Source organism: Pelistega ratti, assembly GCF_009833965.1.
In the GTDB taxonomy this organism is placed as follows: Bacteria; Pseudomonadota; Gammaproteobacteria; order Burkholderiales; family Burkholderiaceae_B; genus Taylorella; species Taylorella ratti.
On the sequence record NZ_CP047165.1, the window covers coordinates 1,704,117 to 1,717,977 of the forward strand.

Genomic DNA, 13,861 nt, shown 5'->3' on the forward strand with positions numbered 1-13,861 from the left:
TTTCATATCAGCATTAGCTTATCCAAAGAGTCGTTTAATTTTAAAATCTAATAAAAGACTACGCTAAAATACATCATCATTCTTTTTATTTGTATGACCTATGTCTTTTGAACAAATTCTTTTCTTTATCAGTGTTTATATACCTCCCTTACTCTTTGCGATTGCACTACACGAAGCAGCACATGGTTATGTGGCACGTTATTTTGGGGATAATACCGCCCATATGTTAGGAAGATTAAGTTTAAATCCTACTAAACATATTGATCCTATCGGAACGATCATCTTACCTGCTGTATTAATTTTATTAAAAAGTCCTTTTATCTTTGGCTGGGCAAAGCCTGTTCCTGTTGTCGCAAGAAATTTACGTAATCCTAAGCAGGATATGATTTTTGTTGCTTTAGCAGGCCCCGGTGCAAATTTAGTGATGGCATTATTATGGGCAGTATTATTAAAAATATGGGTCATATTAGATATTCAATCAGAGGTGCTGGTTACGATGGCACTATTTGGCATAAGGATTAACCTTTTATTAATGCTTTTTAATCTTATTCCCGTGCCACCTTTAGATGGTGGACGTATTTTGGTGGGATTGCTCCCTATAAAATTTTCACTGATGCTATCACGTGTAGAGCCTTATGGCATAATGATTGTTTTCGCCTTGATTTTACTGACAGATTTAAGTAATTTATTAGGTATGTTTATTTATTATCTACAAAAAGGTATTTTGCAATTATTCGGGTTTTAATTCGCTACAATAGCAAGTAATTTGCGTTTTAATAAGATTAGATTATCAATGAGTACAAAAATATTAATCGTTCGTTCCTCCTCCCTAGGAGATTTGGTGCATATGCTACCAGCCATCTCTGATATTGCTAAATATGTTCCTGATGCGCAAATTGATTGGGTTGTTGAGGAGGTTTTTCAAGAAATCCCTTCTTGGCATCCTGCTGTTCATGAAGTCATTCCTATTGCTCACCGTAAATGGCGTAAATCATGGTGGTCTCAAGCATCACGTCAAGCACGACAAGCCTTTAAAGAAAAGATGAATCAGCGTCATTATGATGTGGTTTTGGATATGCAAGCCCTCATGAAATCCATCTGGGTCGTCCGACAAACACATGGTAAAAGACATGGTTTGGATTGGAAGTCTGCCAGAGAGCCTTTAGCATCACTGTTTTACGATGTGAAACATCGAGTAGAGTTTTGGCAACCTGCTGTTACGCGTCAGCGTTTGTTGGCGAGTTTGACATTTCATTATACCTATGAGGGAGAGCCTGATTTTGGCTTACAACGGTTTACGGAGGGTGTTGAGATTGAACCTTATGCCGTGATTATGCCTTCTGCTAGCCGTGATGATAAGTTATATCCCGAAAAAGACTGGCATGCTATTTTTGATAAATTAACCGAAAAAGGTTTAAGTTTAAAATTATTGGCAGGTAATGAACGAGAAAGTGAGCGTGCAAAAGCCTTGGTAGCACATTATGATAATGCAGAAGTGTTACCGCGGATGAATCTAACGGGTGTGGCACAAGTACTAGCAAAATCGCGTATTATGGTAGGTTTAGATAGTGGTTTAACGCATCTATCTGCAGCATTAGGTCGCCCAACCATTGGTATCTATTCTGCTTCTACCCCTGTGCGTACGCCATTGGTAGGTGCTGGGTTTACAGCAAGTTTAGGTGATAGAGGTGTCCCACCCTCACGAGAAATTGTATTAAATAAAGTTGAGCAGGCACTATCGCTATGAATCAGTTTTTTTATACCTTATTGCTTCGGTGTTTTAAACCACTTATCCTTAAATTACTTGATCGAAAAGCAAAAAAAGCAGGTGGTGTATGGGATATTTATGCACCAGAACGATTTGGTATTTATACTGAACTAGCCCATGTACAGCAACAAACAAATAGTGTTAAGTTTGAACGACCTATTTGGATTCATGCTGTTAGTATGGGTGAAACAAAGGCGGCACAACCCTTTATTCGTTTATTATTAGACCAAGGCTATCCTGTTTTATTAACCCATATGACGGCAACCGCACGTGCCTTGGGTGAAAAACAGTTTATAGCAGATATTCAGCGAGGACAATTGGTTCAAGCGTGGCTTCCTTATGATTTGCCAGAGGCGGCAAAAGGATTCTTTGCACATTGGAAACCGCGGTGTGGTATTTTAATCGAACGAGAAGTGTGGCCAAATATTGTCTTAGAAGCGACTCAGCAAAAGATTCCCACCATTTTAGCGAGTGCGCGTTTTTCAGCTAAAACAGCAAAACAAGTCAAACGGATAGGCGGTGTTCTCTGTAAAGCCTATCGTTCACTGACTGTTATACTTGCTCAAAGTCATCAAGATGCCGAACGCTTTGAGGAAATAGGTTTGCCTAAACCGATGGTATTGGGTAATTTAAAGTTTGATTTAAATATTGTCGCTTCTCAAGTACAGGCAGGTGAAGTCTTACGTACAGCAATTGATCGTCAAGTGATTGTCATTGCCAGTACACGAGATGGCGAAGAGAATGATTTTATCCAAAGTATTTTAAACCATAAAAATATTCAATACCCTCCACTTTATGTGATTGTGCCTCGCCATCCAGAGCGATTTGCACAGGTAGAAGGGCTTTTACAAAAATCCTCTTTGCATTATGTAAAACAATCTGATCACCCTTCACAAGAAGAACTGCGTTATGTGGATGTTTTATTTGGCGATACATTAGGAGAAATGTTTTTCTACTATGGTTTAGCGGATATTGCGATTGTGGCAGGTAGTTTTGGGGATTATGGGGGGCAAAACCATATTGAGGCTTGTGCCGTGGGTGTGCCAGTAATTGTTGGCCCTCATACAAAGAATTTTGAAAAATCCGTTAATGATGCTTTAATTGAGGGAGCGGCACGTCGTACAGAAAATCCAGAAAGTGCCTTATTATTAGCCCATCAGTTGTTGGGGGATACAACACAGTTATTACGAATGGGTAAAGCAGGCATAAATTGGCTTACCTTGCATCAAGGCGTTAGTCAGCGATTATACAAAATGATTCTACCTTATTTGGATTAAGTATGAATACCACTTTTCTTCCTTCTCCAGATATTATGCAAAGTAGTTTGCGTAGTTGCTTGCCGGATTTTACCTTTGTGCAATGGTTAAGCCAGATTAATTCTACTAATATCTTTTTATTGCAAGCAGCAAAAGATACGCAACAAGAAAGTGTCCGCCCTGCTTTAATAGGGGCACATTATCAAACATCAGGTAAGGGAAGATTAGGACGTAAGTGGGCAAATGAAGCAGGGGGTACATTAATGTTTTCCTGTGCCTATGATGTCTTTCTACCTGATAATAAATTACCCATGTTAGCCCCTGTTGCTGGTATTGTTGCCTGTGAAGAATTGCGTAAAACTGTTGGTGAACGATTTGCGGATCGTTTAATGATGAAATGGCCTAATGATATTCAATATCAAGAGGCAAAATTATCTGGATTATTGGTAGAAACCGTTAGACCCTCATTGTCACGTCAAAATGAAAATCATCGGGTGGTCGTGGTCGGTATGGGAATGAACCTTGCCCATGCGAAAGCATTAAGTATTACACTTGGTCGCCGAGTGGCAGATTGGACATCTGTTTTACAAGATATGTACCAAGATAATCAAGAAGTCAATGTCTCTATTGCTGTATTGGTCGCGCGTATTGCTAAAGCGTGGCAAAAGGCTTTTTCCTTATATGAACAAGAGGGTTTTGCACCATTTGTTCAACGACATACCGTTTTGGATGCCTTAGCAGGTAAACAGATTGATGTTTGGTCAGAAGATAAATTTGTAACACAAGGGATTGCTAGAGGATTAAACGATCAAGCCCATCTATTATTGGAAATGAGTAATGGACAATGTTTACCCTTGATGACGGGTGATATTACCGTTAGACCACATGAATAGTGACTGGTGAGAAAGTATGATGAAAAAGGCATTTATTTTGCTATTAGATAGCGGTAATACCCGTTTAAAATGTCGCGTTATCTCTACCAATCTATCGCAGCAAACAGCGGAAGAAGCGGTTATTGATAACCATACGCCAGAACAGTTGAAAATATGGCTTGAAAAGTGTTTAGTACAGTATGGAATTTTACAGGCAGCTTATGGTGTATCAGTTGCTTCAGTAGATTTACAACAAAAATGGGAACGTATTTTACAAACGGTACAACCCTTATCGCCAGTACAAATAGAATGGTTAAAGGTTGAAGAAAATAGTTTAGGTTTAAAAAATCTATACCATATTCATCAATTGGGTAAAGATCGTTGGTATAGTTTATTGGGAAATTTTACTTTTACAGAGAAAAAGCATACCCCCTTTTTATCAATTAGTTTTGGTACGGCAACGACAATTGATGCCGTTGTTAATCAACAATTTATTGGGGGGGTTATTCTGCCGGGGATTAAGATGATGCAACAGAGTTTGCACCAAGGTACGGCATTATTACCAGAGGTAGGATTACCTTATCAGATTGATGATTTTCCTAAGGCGACACAGCAAGCGATTGAAGCAGGTATTGTACTAGCACAATCGGGGGCAGTATTAATACAGATCCAGAAAGTTTTTCAGCAGTATCAGCAAATCCCCACGCTATATGTGAGTGGGGGGGCTAAACAAAGTATGCTATCAGCAATACAAGAACAGTATCAACAGTGGTCATCTTATCTATCCTTACCTCATTTGGTTTTGATAGAACGGCATTCTCCCGTATTAGATGGGATAGCGGCTTATATTGCTAATCGTAATTGTTGTTGAAGAAGATGCTTTAAAATGACTAACTTACCATGAAAAAAGTGAGTTGCATTGGGAATAACGGTAATAGGTACTTCACGGTCTTTTAACCATTCATAAGCATCTACCAATGGGATAACATCATCTTTTTCACCATGCACAATAAACACATCTTCAGGTAACTTGACCTCTCTATAGGCATAACGCCAGACACCAACCCCCATTAAAATCAATTTTTGTGGCAATGTGATCGCATGATCTTGTAATTCTGCATACAATTGTGCGGCAACTGCCGTCCCAAAAGAAAAGCCACCAAGTATCCATGGTTGATGACTAAACTCAGGGTGTTGAGCAAGAAACTGTTGAATAAGTGCGACCATATCTAGGGTTTCGCCATGTGCTTTATCAAATTCTCCTGCGGATTGACCTACTCCTCTGAAATTAGGACGTAAGGTGACTAAACCATGTGCAACACAAGCCCGTGATAAGGTAGTGATGACTTTATTGGTATTCGTTCCTTTAAATAAAGGATGGGGGTGTAAACATAATGCCCACCCTCTTGGTGGTGAGTCAGGATAATCAATGGCACATTCAATTTGACCTATATGCCCAGAGAAAAAAACAGTATCAGTATGCATGAATCCTCTTAGTTTTTGTTGAGCTGAATATCTTGAGGACGAAATTCTACAAGTGGTTTTGTCTTAACACCCATTGTGGTATCACTTGGGGTGAAACCAAACCAACCTGAACCTAAACCAAAGAGTAATAGGTTAATCAGAACAAGGAAAAATAAGAATTTAAACACCGTCATTCCTAAATCGTCATGAAATAATGGATTATTGTACTATAGGATAAGGATGTGTTGGCATTTTATTTTTACCACAACCCAATGGAATAGGAGAAATATTCTTTATGGATATTGATACCTTATTTAGACGGATATTTCTTTTTATTCTGTTGATGATAAAACTTGCTTTTTAGTGGCGATTTAATCGTATAGAATAGATAAGTTTTGTAAATAATGCCTATTTCATATACATCAGTGTGGAGAGGCTTTTATAATGAAAGGTATTTCCCTTTGCATGACTTTTTTCATTATATAGTGAGCTAAGGCAAAGGGTTTAGTTTATTTATTATTACTTTTTTAATCCATAGATATGTCTCGTAAACTTACTATTATTGGTGCTGCCATTGTTGTCTTGGCGGCTGGTGGTTATTTTGCCATGAATAAGTCATCTGATACAACGACAACCAATACGGCACAAACAGTTACCTCATCAGCGGCAAGTACACCAATGTTTACTATTCCACTGACAGATGCTAACACACCAACAGTACAAAGTTTTTCTAATACGATTGCACCAACGATTAATGCGAAAGCATGGATGGTGATGGACGTTAGTAGTGGGCAGATTATTGCTCAATCTAATCCTGATGAACGTGTTGCGCCAGCGTCATTAACCAAATTAATGACCGCTAGCTTAGTATTTTCTGCGATTGATAATCACCGTTTACGTTTGGATCAGCGAGTAACGGTTTCAGAGAAAGCGTGGAAAACAGGTGGTTCACGAATGTTTATTGAGGTGAATAAAGAAGTATCTATTGGTGAGCTATTACAGGGTATGATTGTTCAATCGGGTAATGATGCTACTATTCAGCTCGCTGAAAGTGTATCAGGTAGTGTGGATGTTTTTGTGGATCAAATGAATAAGCAAGCACAAGCCTTTGGTATGCGTAATACCCATTTTGCTGATCCGACTGGCTTACCCTCACCAGAGACCTATACCACTGTACGTGATTTATCTGTTTTAGCACAGCATATTATCAAAGATTATCCAGATTATTATCACTATTTTAGCCAACAAGAATTTACCTATAATAAAATTCGTCAGCCTAACCGAAATGGTTTGCTTTCGCGCAATTTAGGGGTAGATGGGCTAAAAACAGGGCATACAGATGATGCAGGGTATTGTTTAATTTCAACAGCAAAACGTGATGATCGCCGTCTTGTTGTGATTATGATGGGTACAAAAACAATCCGAGAGCGTGAACAGTTTAGCCAACAATTATTAGATTGGGGCTATCAGAATTTTGAAGCGCGCACTTTTGCACCAGCAGGACAAGCGGTTATTTCTCCTCGTGTATATGAAGGTGAACTAAAGAATGTGAATTTAGGTACGGCAAATGGGGTGGTGGTAACTGTACCGCGAGATCAAGCACAAAATGTTCAAATGCTAACACAACTTAACCGTAAAATGGTAGCGCCTATTGCGAAAGGTGAGGCGTTGGGGACAGTACAATTTGTATTGGATGGTAAGATTGTCAAGCAAGATACCTTGGTTGCTTTAGAAGATATTCCGCAAGCGGGTTTCTTTGGTCGCTTATGGGATAAGGTTGTGCAGTTATTTTAAATATAGATGCTATATTTTTAAAATATGGTGGTTGATATAAAGCATGGTAAATAGCGTTGAGTTGCAGTTTCTCACTTCGTTCGTAAAACTCGCTTTGTCAATCACTGTTTTCCATGTTTTACCTATAATAGCGATATAGATTAAATAGAGTGTTTTATTATCCTCTATTTTTATCAGTTTCATCCTATGAATATATTGCTTAAATAAGCATAGAATGTGCTTATATGCAATTTGAGTTAAACTTAAACTATTACTACTTAAAATATAGTAATACGCTAAGTCAATCATAATGGAATCAAATATGACGGATTTTTTTATTCAAGGTATTCCCCACGATATAACGGTCTATCTTAATGGTGAATATCTGCCGTTAAGCCAAGCTAAGGTATCCGTACTAGATAGGGGCTTTATCTTTGGTGATGGGGTGTATGAGGTTGTACCAGCCTATCAACGTAAACCTTTTCGATTAAAAGAGCATATTGCTCGATTAGTGCGTAGCCTAGATAAAGTGAGTATTCAAACGGGGAAAGATGAGGCTTTTTGGGAAACATTACTCACTGATTTAATCCAACAATCTGATTGGGAGGATAACTATGTTTATCTTCAGGTAACCCGAGGTGTGGCTAAACGGGATCATGCCTTTCCCAATCCGCCTGTTGCACCGACTATTTTTGCGATGACTTGCCCCCTAAAACGCTTAACAGAACAAGAGCGTCAAGAGGGCGTGAAAGCCTTGAGTTACCCTGAAATGCGATGGTTGCATTGTGATATTAAATCTATTTCCTTATTGGGAAATGTTTTGGCTAAGCAATATGCGGTTGCACATGGGGTACAAGAAGTTGTGCAATTTAGAGAGGGAATATTAACAGAGGGTGCTTCTTCTAATATTTGGGTGATTAAAGAAGGTGTCATCTATGCCCCTAAACGGGATAATCGTATCTTAGAAGGTATCCGTTATGGTTTAATAGAGGAATTTGCAACGCAACTGAATATCCCCTTTGTTGAGGCGGATATCGCACAATCCTTTGTTGAAGAGGCGGATGAGTTATTACAAACATCCGCAACACGAGAAGTTGTTGCGATTACAACCTATAATCATAAACCAGTAGGTAAGGGTGTTCCCGGGCCTATTTTTCATCAATTACGTCAAACCTATGATGAGGTATTAGCAAAACTATGAGTACAAAACAATTTGATGCAGAGCAGTTATCTGATTTAGTAAAAGACAATACTTTCGGTTTAAAGGAAATTCCACCAGAGCAATCATTGATTGAATACCCTACGGATTTTCCGATTAAAGTGATGGCACAAGCCCACCCTGAATTAATTGATGTTTTAACAGAATTGGTGCTTGAGCATGATCCAGAATTTAAAAAAGAAACGATTGAAGTACGCCCAAGTTCAAAAGGTAACTATACAGGATTAACCTTTATTGTTAGAGCGACTTCACGTGAACAGTTAGATACGATTTATCGTACCTTACATGGACATGAATTAGTGAAAGTGGTTCTTTAATCATGATTATTCGGCGGCTAGAGGGATTGGCTTTATATGAGCCAACCTTTGAGGCAATGCAAACGTTTACACAGCAACGTACGGCAGAAACAGAAGATGAAATCTGGCAAGTAGAGCATTCCCCTGTCTATACACTGGGGCAAGCAGGAAAGCCAGAGCATATACTTAACCCTAAAGATATTCCTATTGTACAAACCAATAGAGGCGGACAAGTTACTTATCATGGCCCGGGGCAAGTGGTGTTGTATCCTTTGATTGACTTACATCGAGCAAAACTATTTGTGCGTGCTTATGTCAATATTTTAGAAGAGGCGATTATTCAAACCTTAACTTTTTTTGGTATTGAGAACGCACAACGCAAAGATGGTGCTCCCGGTGTTTATGTACCGATGCCAGAAGGGGATTTAGCTAAAATTGCAGCCCTTGGGGTCAAGGTAAGTAATGGCTGTACCTATCACGGATTATCACTGAATGTAAAGATGGATTTGTCTCCTTTTTATGGGATTAATCCTTGTGGTTATGCAGGGTTGCGTACCGTGGATATGGCAACCATGGGTGTTGAGGTAGGATGGCAAGAAGTCGCCGATAAAGTGAGTAGCTTATTAGTGCAGATGATAGAGAATCATCAGCAAAGGGGGGCATAATCGTAGAATATGGTATGTAAATGGTTCTACGTTTTAGGGAAATAAAAAATGGAAGATAATAAAGTTAATAAAATAATCGTTTTAGGCAAAATTGTGGTACTTGCTATGATTGCCATAGCAGTATTTATTATTACCTTCTTAATTGTTAGTAACCTGCGCTCAACCCACTCTTTTTGTGGTGTTGGCTGTTTGGGTGATTTAGTTTATTCCTTTTTTTATGCTGGCATCAGTGCTACTATTGCCGTTATACTGGGAATTATCTATTTTGTCAAAAAGAAAAAACGGTAATTTATTGGTATTTTTGTTTATCATTTGATTCTCAACATTATACTTGCACATATAATGAGCTAAAGAAGTAATAAGATGCTAACCAAAAATGCGTTATCAAAAAAAGAACAACGTTTAATGCGTCGTTGGTTTAGAAAAACCGGTGAAAATACCATTGAACTGAAAGAAAAGCGGTGGGCAGCAGTGAAAATTGTTCATTACATGACACCGATTCGGTATCGCTTGGAGAAATGAGGTAAAAAATGTTGAGCCTTGTACTAAACCACCTAAGCCAAATAAATGGAAAACGCAGAAACTGAAATATAGGAAGAAGAAATTAAAAAGGAGAGTGTGATTACTTTTAAGTATTTTGTATAAAATAGTTGAAAAGCAATCATTAAAAGAAAAGGATTTGAAACTAAAAAAGAAGATTAAATAAAGTATTATGTAGAATACAATTTTAATTATTCAGAAATAAGATGAGTTGAGTATGATATAAAAACTGAATATGGCTTTTCAAATTAAAACGAGGAGGATAATAATATGTTTCAACGTCCTATATCGATAGGTTTGTTATTTTTAATGACATCATGCTTGCCTTTTGATCCATTAGAGGGAGGAGGTGTAGTTTATAATTTTTGTGAATACCCTATTGAATGGAGAAGCGATAATATCCCAGAACATTATTATAAAAATAATCAACACAAGAAAATTATTTATCCTAATGAAACTAAGTATATATCTTTCATCATACAAGATAACTTAGTAGAAGAACAAAATGAAGACAGAAAAAAACTGTATTTTGTCCGAAGTAAAAGTAATGTAAAAAATAGATTTTATATTGATGAGTATTCTCAATTTAGAATAAACCTTATTGCTTGCCATGAAAATGCCAAACCCACAGGTGATGGAAATTGGGTAAAAACTAATTCATCAGAAAATCTGAAAAATATTGAAGAGTAAGCATGAAGAAAATTATTATATTTTTTAGTTTATTTTTAACAGCTTGTTTTTCTAACTTTAATAAACCAGTTAGAATCACCACTTTTTATAATTTTTGTAAAAATGATATTAGACTTCACCTAAGAAAAGGTAGTGATTTTCAATCTACTACCATTCAACCAGAAAAAAGTGTATTTTTTTATGGTTCAAATAAGGATGATAACTTTTTTTATATATCAAATGGAAAAGAATATAATTTTTCCGTGTATCAAAATTCCTCGGAATCTAATAAGGCCTATATAGCTTGCCCTGAAAATAATGAGACGATTAAATAGAACCTTTCTACCATATAGTCTCTAAGATAACCTAGCCAGTGAAGAAGCATTTAAGAACCAATTTAAAAATATACGCCATCAACCCAATGCGACATCAAGAATCATCATAATTGCAAATCCCAATAATAGGCTTAATGTGGCAATATCGGTATTTCCACCACTTTGCGATTCAGGAATTAGCTCTTCGACTACGACAAAAATCATTGCACCTGCTGCAAAGGCTAGGGCATAGGGTAAGATACTTGACATAGAAATGACAAAGAGTGCACCTAATACCGCACCAATAGGTTCAAATACGGCAGAAAGTGCGCCATACCAGAAAGCCGTTTTTCGACTTTTACCCTCTGCCCGTAAAGGCATTGATAAAGCTAGCCCCTCAGGAATATTTTGTAATCCAATCCCCAAGGCTAATCCAACGGCACTAAGTGCAATGGCAGGATTATCACTCGTAAGCCCCATTGTACCAATTGCCCCGAAAGCAACGCCAAGTGCTAAACCCTCTGGAATATTATGGATAGTCATGGCTAAGAAAAGGAGCATGGATTTTGAGAGTTTTTGACGGGTTTGAGGATTGCTCCCCTCAGCCTCTTCAATACTTTTATCTAAGTGTAAGTGTGGAATAATATGGTCGATTAAACGTAAGAATAAACCACCCACTAAAAAACCAATCGTAGTCGGTAACCAGTTCCAAGAACCGTATGTTGTTTCACCAAAATCAAGAGAAGGTTCTAATAATGACCAAAAAGAGGCAGCAATCATCACCCCGGCGGCAAATCCCATCATACTATCTAGCATCTTGCGGTGGATGGTTTTTACAAAAAATACGCCAGCAGCGCCTACAATCGTACAGAACCATGTAAATAGCCCAGCAATAAGGGCTTGCCAAATAGGGTTTAAGCTAAAAAATGATGCTAACATGAATAAAATAAAAAGGTGTATTGTAGAAAATCCCTTTTTAAGGGATAAAATAAAACGTGCTATTCTCTCATTTTATAGATAATTAAGAAACAACCGTAATAGAGTGTAATAGAAAATAATATATTTATGTTAAAGTGAGAGAAGCATTATTTTTATTCAATGGATTTTTCTTAATGGCGAGGGAGTCTTATTTATATGAAAAAAAGGACAAATTAATGTTTAATTTGCCCTTTTGTCTGTGCTTTCTTTGAAAGAAAGTGTATGTAATAAAATATAGTTGAAATTTAAACGTGTTTAAGTAATTTAGCCGCTTCAATCGCAAAATACGTTAAGATGCCATCAGCTCCCGCACGTTTAAAGGCAAGTAGTGATTCCATCATCACCTTATCATGATCTAACCACCCATTTTGAGCAGCTGCTTTAATCATAGCGTATTCACCACTGACCTGATAAGCATAGGTGGGCATTTTAAATTCATCTTTGACATCACGCAAAATATCTAAGTAGGGCATACCCGGTTTAACCATAACTAAATCTGCCCCCTCTTTAATATCGGCGGCTACCTCTCTAAGGGCTTCATAGCGGTTAGCTGGATCAATCTGATAGGTCATTTTATTGGATTTACCTAGATTGCCTGATGAACCCACAGCATCACGGAAAGGACCGTAGAAAGCACTGGCATATTTAGCCGAGTACGCCATAATACGCGTATAGATAAAACGGTTATCTTCTAAGGCTTGACGGATTTTACCAATACGACCGTCCATCATATCACTTGGTGCAACATAATCTGCCCCTGCTTCTGCTTGTACAAGGGCTTGTTGGCATAGCATGGCTAAGGTTTCGTCATTAAGCACATAACCCGTATCATCAATAATACCATCTTGCCCATGACTGGTATAAGGGTCTAGTGCCACATCGCATAAGATTCCTAATTCAGGAAAAGCAGTTTTTAATTGACGAACCATACGGGGGATTAATCCATCAGGGCGAGTAGCTTCAATGCCGTCTGGTGTTTTTTTATCATTTTCAATCGAGGGGAAGAGGGCTAGTACAGGAATCCCGAGTTTGACGCACTCTTCAGCAACAGACATGAGGGTATCTGGTGAATAACGTACAATACCCGGCATTGAGGGGATAGGCTGTAAGATACCTTTACCTTCTTGTACAAAAACAGGGTAAATAAAATCATCTACGCTAAGTGATGATTCACGCACAAGACGGCGAGAAAAATCATCACGGCGATTACGGCGAAGACGACTAGCAGGAAAGTCAGGAACAATAATACTCATTTTAAGCAACCTTTGGAGAAATCCAGTTAATAATGTGGGTAGAGGTTTCTTCTAAGCCTATACGTTCACTAGAAGAAAAGGGAATGACTTTAAGTGCACCAATGTTTTTTAGCTCTTTCGTTACCGCAAATACGGCTCGTACACGCTGACCATAGGGGAGTTTATCCGCTTTTGTTAAGAGGGCTAATACTGGCTTACCTGTAGGGGCAATCCATTCGGCTAAACGGCGGTCAAGATCCGTAACCCCTCGGCGAATATCGATTAAGAGTACAATCCCTGCAAGGGATTGACGCTCGCGTAGATAGTTACCTAGAACATCAGCCCATTCTTCACGCGTATTTTGTGCAACGGAAGCAAAACCATAGCCGGGGAGATCGACCAAGAATCCCATAGCATGATCAGGTGCTTGAGGATTAGGAATACCAAAGAGATTGATTAAACGTGTGCGACCCGGTGTTTTACTTGAAAAAGCTAAACGGCGTTGATTGGTGAGAACATTAATTGCCGATGATTTACCGACATTTGAACGACCAACAAAACAAACCTCAGGAACAGAGGCGGGGGGGAGCTGATTCAGTTTAGCGGCAGAAACAAAGAACTTAGATTGATGTAAAATTGACACAATTTCCCTTCTGTGAGTCAAGGATAAACCATTATTGTATAATATCCGCCATAAAAGCAAGTAAATTTCCTCTAATCGGTTTATACTCATACGTTAAAGGGTTATTTTTTATAAAATAGACACTGTGCATCAGTCTATTAAAACAAACAATTTGATCTGTAATTGAGGGTCT

18 protein-coding genes are annotated in these 13,861 nt (G+C 38.2%); 13 read left to right on the forward strand and 5 right to left on the reverse strand.

Annotated elements, in window-relative coordinates; genetic code table 11:
• Nucleotides 1–100 precede the first annotated feature (100 nt).
• The 5 genes from F9B76_RS07450 to F9B76_RS07470 are packed head-to-tail and all read left to right on the forward strand — an operon-like array spanning nt 101 to nt 4,767.
• Nucleotides 101–745 (forward strand): site-2 protease family protein, encoded by a 645-nt coding sequence (locus F9B76_RS07450; protein WP_159991548.1) that lies wholly within the window; start codon nt 101–103, stop codon nt 743–745.
• A gap of 48 nt (nt 746–793) precedes the next feature.
• Complete coding sequence (gene waaC, locus F9B76_RS07455) at nt 794–1,747, forward strand: lipopolysaccharide heptosyltransferase I (protein ID WP_159991549.1); 954 nt, start codon at nt 794–796, stop codon at nt 1,745–1,747.
• Complete coding sequence (locus tag F9B76_RS07460; protein ID WP_159991550.1) at nt 1,744–3,045, forward strand: 3-deoxy-D-manno-octulosonic acid transferase; 1,302 nt, start codon at nt 1,744–1,746, stop codon at nt 3,043–3,045. The genes waaC and F9B76_RS07460 overlap by 4 nt, the downstream gene beginning before the upstream one ends.
• A 2-nt stretch (nt 3,046–3,047) precedes the next feature.
• Nucleotides 3,048–3,917, forward strand: a complete 870-nt coding sequence (locus F9B76_RS07465; RefSeq protein ID WP_159991551.1) for a biotin--[acetyl-CoA-carboxylase] ligase — start codon at nt 3,048–3,050, stop codon at nt 3,915–3,917.
• A gap of 16 nt (nt 3,918–3,933) precedes the next feature.
• Complete coding sequence (locus F9B76_RS07470; RefSeq protein WP_159991552.1) at nt 3,934–4,767, forward strand: type III pantothenate kinase; 834 nt, start codon at nt 3,934–3,936, stop codon at nt 4,765–4,767.
• Here the strand turns inward: F9B76_RS07470 and F9B76_RS07475 are convergent.
• Together F9B76_RS07475 and F9B76_RS07480 are read right to left on the reverse strand one after the other, a co-directional pair.
• Nucleotides 4,740–5,381: an alpha/beta hydrolase gene (locus F9B76_RS07475; RefSeq protein ID WP_159991553.1), complete on the reverse strand. Its 642-nt coding sequence runs from the start codon at nt 5,379–5,381 to the stop codon at nt 4,740–4,742. The two genes, F9B76_RS07470 and F9B76_RS07475, sit on opposite strands and share 28 nt — an antisense overlap.
• A gap of 8 nt (nt 5,382–5,389) precedes the next feature.
• Nucleotides 5,390–5,548, reverse strand: a complete 159-nt coding sequence (locus F9B76_RS07480) for a hypothetical protein (RefSeq protein ID WP_159991554.1) — start codon at nt 5,546–5,548, stop codon at nt 5,390–5,392.
• A 352-nt stretch (nt 5,549–5,900) separates the two neighbouring features.
• Here F9B76_RS07480 and F9B76_RS07485 point away from each other — a divergent pair, with 352 nt between their 5' ends.
• The 8 genes from F9B76_RS07485 to F9B76_RS07520 all read left to right on the forward strand — a co-directional run bounded on the left by F9B76_RS07485 (nt 5,901) and on the right by F9B76_RS07520 (nt 10,857).
• Nucleotides 5,901–7,154, forward strand: a complete 1,254-nt coding sequence (locus F9B76_RS07485) for a D-alanyl-D-alanine carboxypeptidase family protein (protein WP_201289297.1) — start codon at nt 5,901–5,903, stop codon at nt 7,152–7,154.
• 301 nt (nt 7,155–7,455) lie between these two features.
• Nucleotides 7,456–8,334, forward strand: a complete 879-nt coding sequence (locus F9B76_RS07490; protein ID WP_159991555.1) for an aminotransferase class IV — start codon at nt 7,456–7,458, stop codon at nt 8,332–8,334.
• Nucleotides 8,331–8,669, forward strand: coding sequence for a DUF493 family protein (locus F9B76_RS07495; protein ID WP_159991556.1), 339 nt, complete (start codon nt 8,331–8,333; stop codon nt 8,667–8,669). The genes F9B76_RS07490 and F9B76_RS07495 overlap by 4 nt, the downstream gene beginning before the upstream one ends.
• A gap of 5 nt (nt 8,670–8,674) precedes the next feature.
• Nucleotides 8,675–9,313, forward strand: a complete 639-nt coding sequence (gene lipB / locus F9B76_RS07500; RefSeq protein WP_423805514.1) for a lipoyl(octanoyl) transferase LipB — start codon at nt 8,675–8,677, stop codon at nt 9,311–9,313.
• Nucleotides 9,314–9,361: 48 nt separating this feature from the next.
• Nucleotides 9,362–9,601, forward strand: a complete 240-nt coding sequence (locus F9B76_RS07505) for a hypothetical protein (protein ID WP_159991558.1) — start codon at nt 9,362–9,364, stop codon at nt 9,599–9,601.
• A gap of 75 nt (nt 9,602–9,676) precedes the next feature.
• Nucleotides 9,677–9,835 (forward strand): hypothetical protein, encoded by a 159-nt coding sequence (locus F9B76_RS07510; RefSeq protein WP_159991559.1) that lies wholly within the window; start codon nt 9,677–9,679, stop codon nt 9,833–9,835.
• A gap of 288 nt (nt 9,836–10,123) precedes the next feature.
• Complete coding sequence (locus F9B76_RS10280; RefSeq protein ID WP_201289298.1) at nt 10,124–10,543, forward strand: hypothetical protein; 420 nt, start codon at nt 10,124–10,126, stop codon at nt 10,541–10,543.
• Between the two features lie 2 nt (nt 10,544–10,545).
• Entirely contained in the window at nt 10,546–10,857 is a 312-nt protein-coding gene (locus F9B76_RS07520; RefSeq protein WP_159991560.1) for a P-loop NTPase family protein, read from the forward strand.
• 78 nt (nt 10,858–10,935) lie between these two features.
• Here F9B76_RS07520 and F9B76_RS07525 read toward each other — a convergent pair whose 3' ends face one another.
• The 3 genes from F9B76_RS07525 to yihA form a co-directional block, all read right to left on the reverse strand.
• On the reverse strand, nt 10,936–11,775 hold the full coding sequence (locus F9B76_RS07525; protein WP_159991561.1) for a ZIP family metal transporter: 840 nt from the start codon (nt 11,773–11,775) through the stop codon (nt 10,936–10,938).
• Nucleotides 11,776–12,059: 284 nt separating this feature from the next.
• Nucleotides 12,060–13,067: a porphobilinogen synthase gene (gene hemB, locus F9B76_RS07530; RefSeq protein ID WP_159991562.1), complete on the reverse strand. Its 1,008-nt coding sequence runs from the start codon at nt 13,065–13,067 to the stop codon at nt 12,060–12,062.
• Nucleotide 13,068: 1 nt separating this feature from the next.
• Nucleotides 13,069–13,689 (reverse strand): ribosome biogenesis GTP-binding protein YihA/YsxC, encoded by a 621-nt coding sequence (gene yihA, locus F9B76_RS07535; RefSeq protein ID WP_159991563.1) that lies wholly within the window; start codon nt 13,687–13,689, stop codon nt 13,069–13,071.
• Nucleotides 13,690–13,861 lie beyond the last annotated feature (172 nt).

What these genes read in the sequence shown, in the direction of transcription:
- F9B76_RS07450 (WP_159991548.1), top strand. Translation starts at nt 101, where the DNA reads ATGTCTTTTGAACAAATTCTTTTCTTTATCAGTGTTTATATACCTCCC.
- waaC (WP_159991549.1), top strand. Translation starts at nt 794, where the DNA reads ATGAGTACAAAAATATTAATCGTTCGTTCCTCCTCCCTAGGAGATTTG.
- F9B76_RS07460 (WP_159991550.1), top strand. Translation starts at nt 1,744, where the DNA reads ATGAATCAGTTTTTTTATACCTTATTGCTTCGGTGTTTTAAACCACTT.
- F9B76_RS07465 (WP_159991551.1), top strand. Translation starts at nt 3,048, where the DNA reads ATGAATACCACTTTTCTTCCTTCTCCAGATATTATGCAAAGTAGTTTG.
- F9B76_RS07470 (WP_159991552.1), top strand. Translation starts at nt 3,934, where the DNA reads ATGATGAAAAAGGCATTTATTTTGCTATTAGATAGCGGTAATACCCGT.
- F9B76_RS07475 (WP_159991553.1), bottom strand. Translation starts at nt 5,381, where the DNA reads ATGCATACTGATACTGTTTTTTTCTCTGGGCATATAGGTCAAATTGAA.
- F9B76_RS07485 (WP_201289297.1), top strand. Translation starts at nt 5,901, where the DNA reads ATGTCTCGTAAACTTACTATTATTGGTGCTGCCATTGTTGTCTTGGCG.
- F9B76_RS07490 (WP_159991555.1), top strand. Translation starts at nt 7,456, where the DNA reads ATGACGGATTTTTTTATTCAAGGTATTCCCCACGATATAACGGTCTAT.
- F9B76_RS07495 (WP_159991556.1), top strand. Translation starts at nt 8,331, where the DNA reads ATGAGTACAAAACAATTTGATGCAGAGCAGTTATCTGATTTAGTAAAA.
- F9B76_RS07505 (WP_159991558.1), top strand. Translation starts at nt 9,362, where the DNA reads ATGGAAGATAATAAAGTTAATAAAATAATCGTTTTAGGCAAAATTGTG.
- F9B76_RS07510 (WP_159991559.1), top strand. Translation starts at nt 9,677, where the DNA reads ATGCTAACCAAAAATGCGTTATCAAAAAAAGAACAACGTTTAATGCGT.
- F9B76_RS10280 (WP_201289298.1), top strand. Translation starts at nt 10,124, where the DNA reads ATGTTTCAACGTCCTATATCGATAGGTTTGTTATTTTTAATGACATCA.
- F9B76_RS07520 (WP_159991560.1), top strand. Translation starts at nt 10,546, where the DNA reads ATGAAGAAAATTATTATATTTTTTAGTTTATTTTTAACAGCTTGTTTT.
- F9B76_RS07525 (WP_159991561.1), bottom strand. Translation starts at nt 11,775, where the DNA reads ATGTTAGCATCATTTTTTAGCTTAAACCCTATTTGGCAAGCCCTTATT.
- hemB (WP_159991562.1), bottom strand. Translation starts at nt 13,067, where the DNA reads ATGAGTATTATTGTTCCTGACTTTCCTGCTAGTCGTCTTCGCCGTAAT.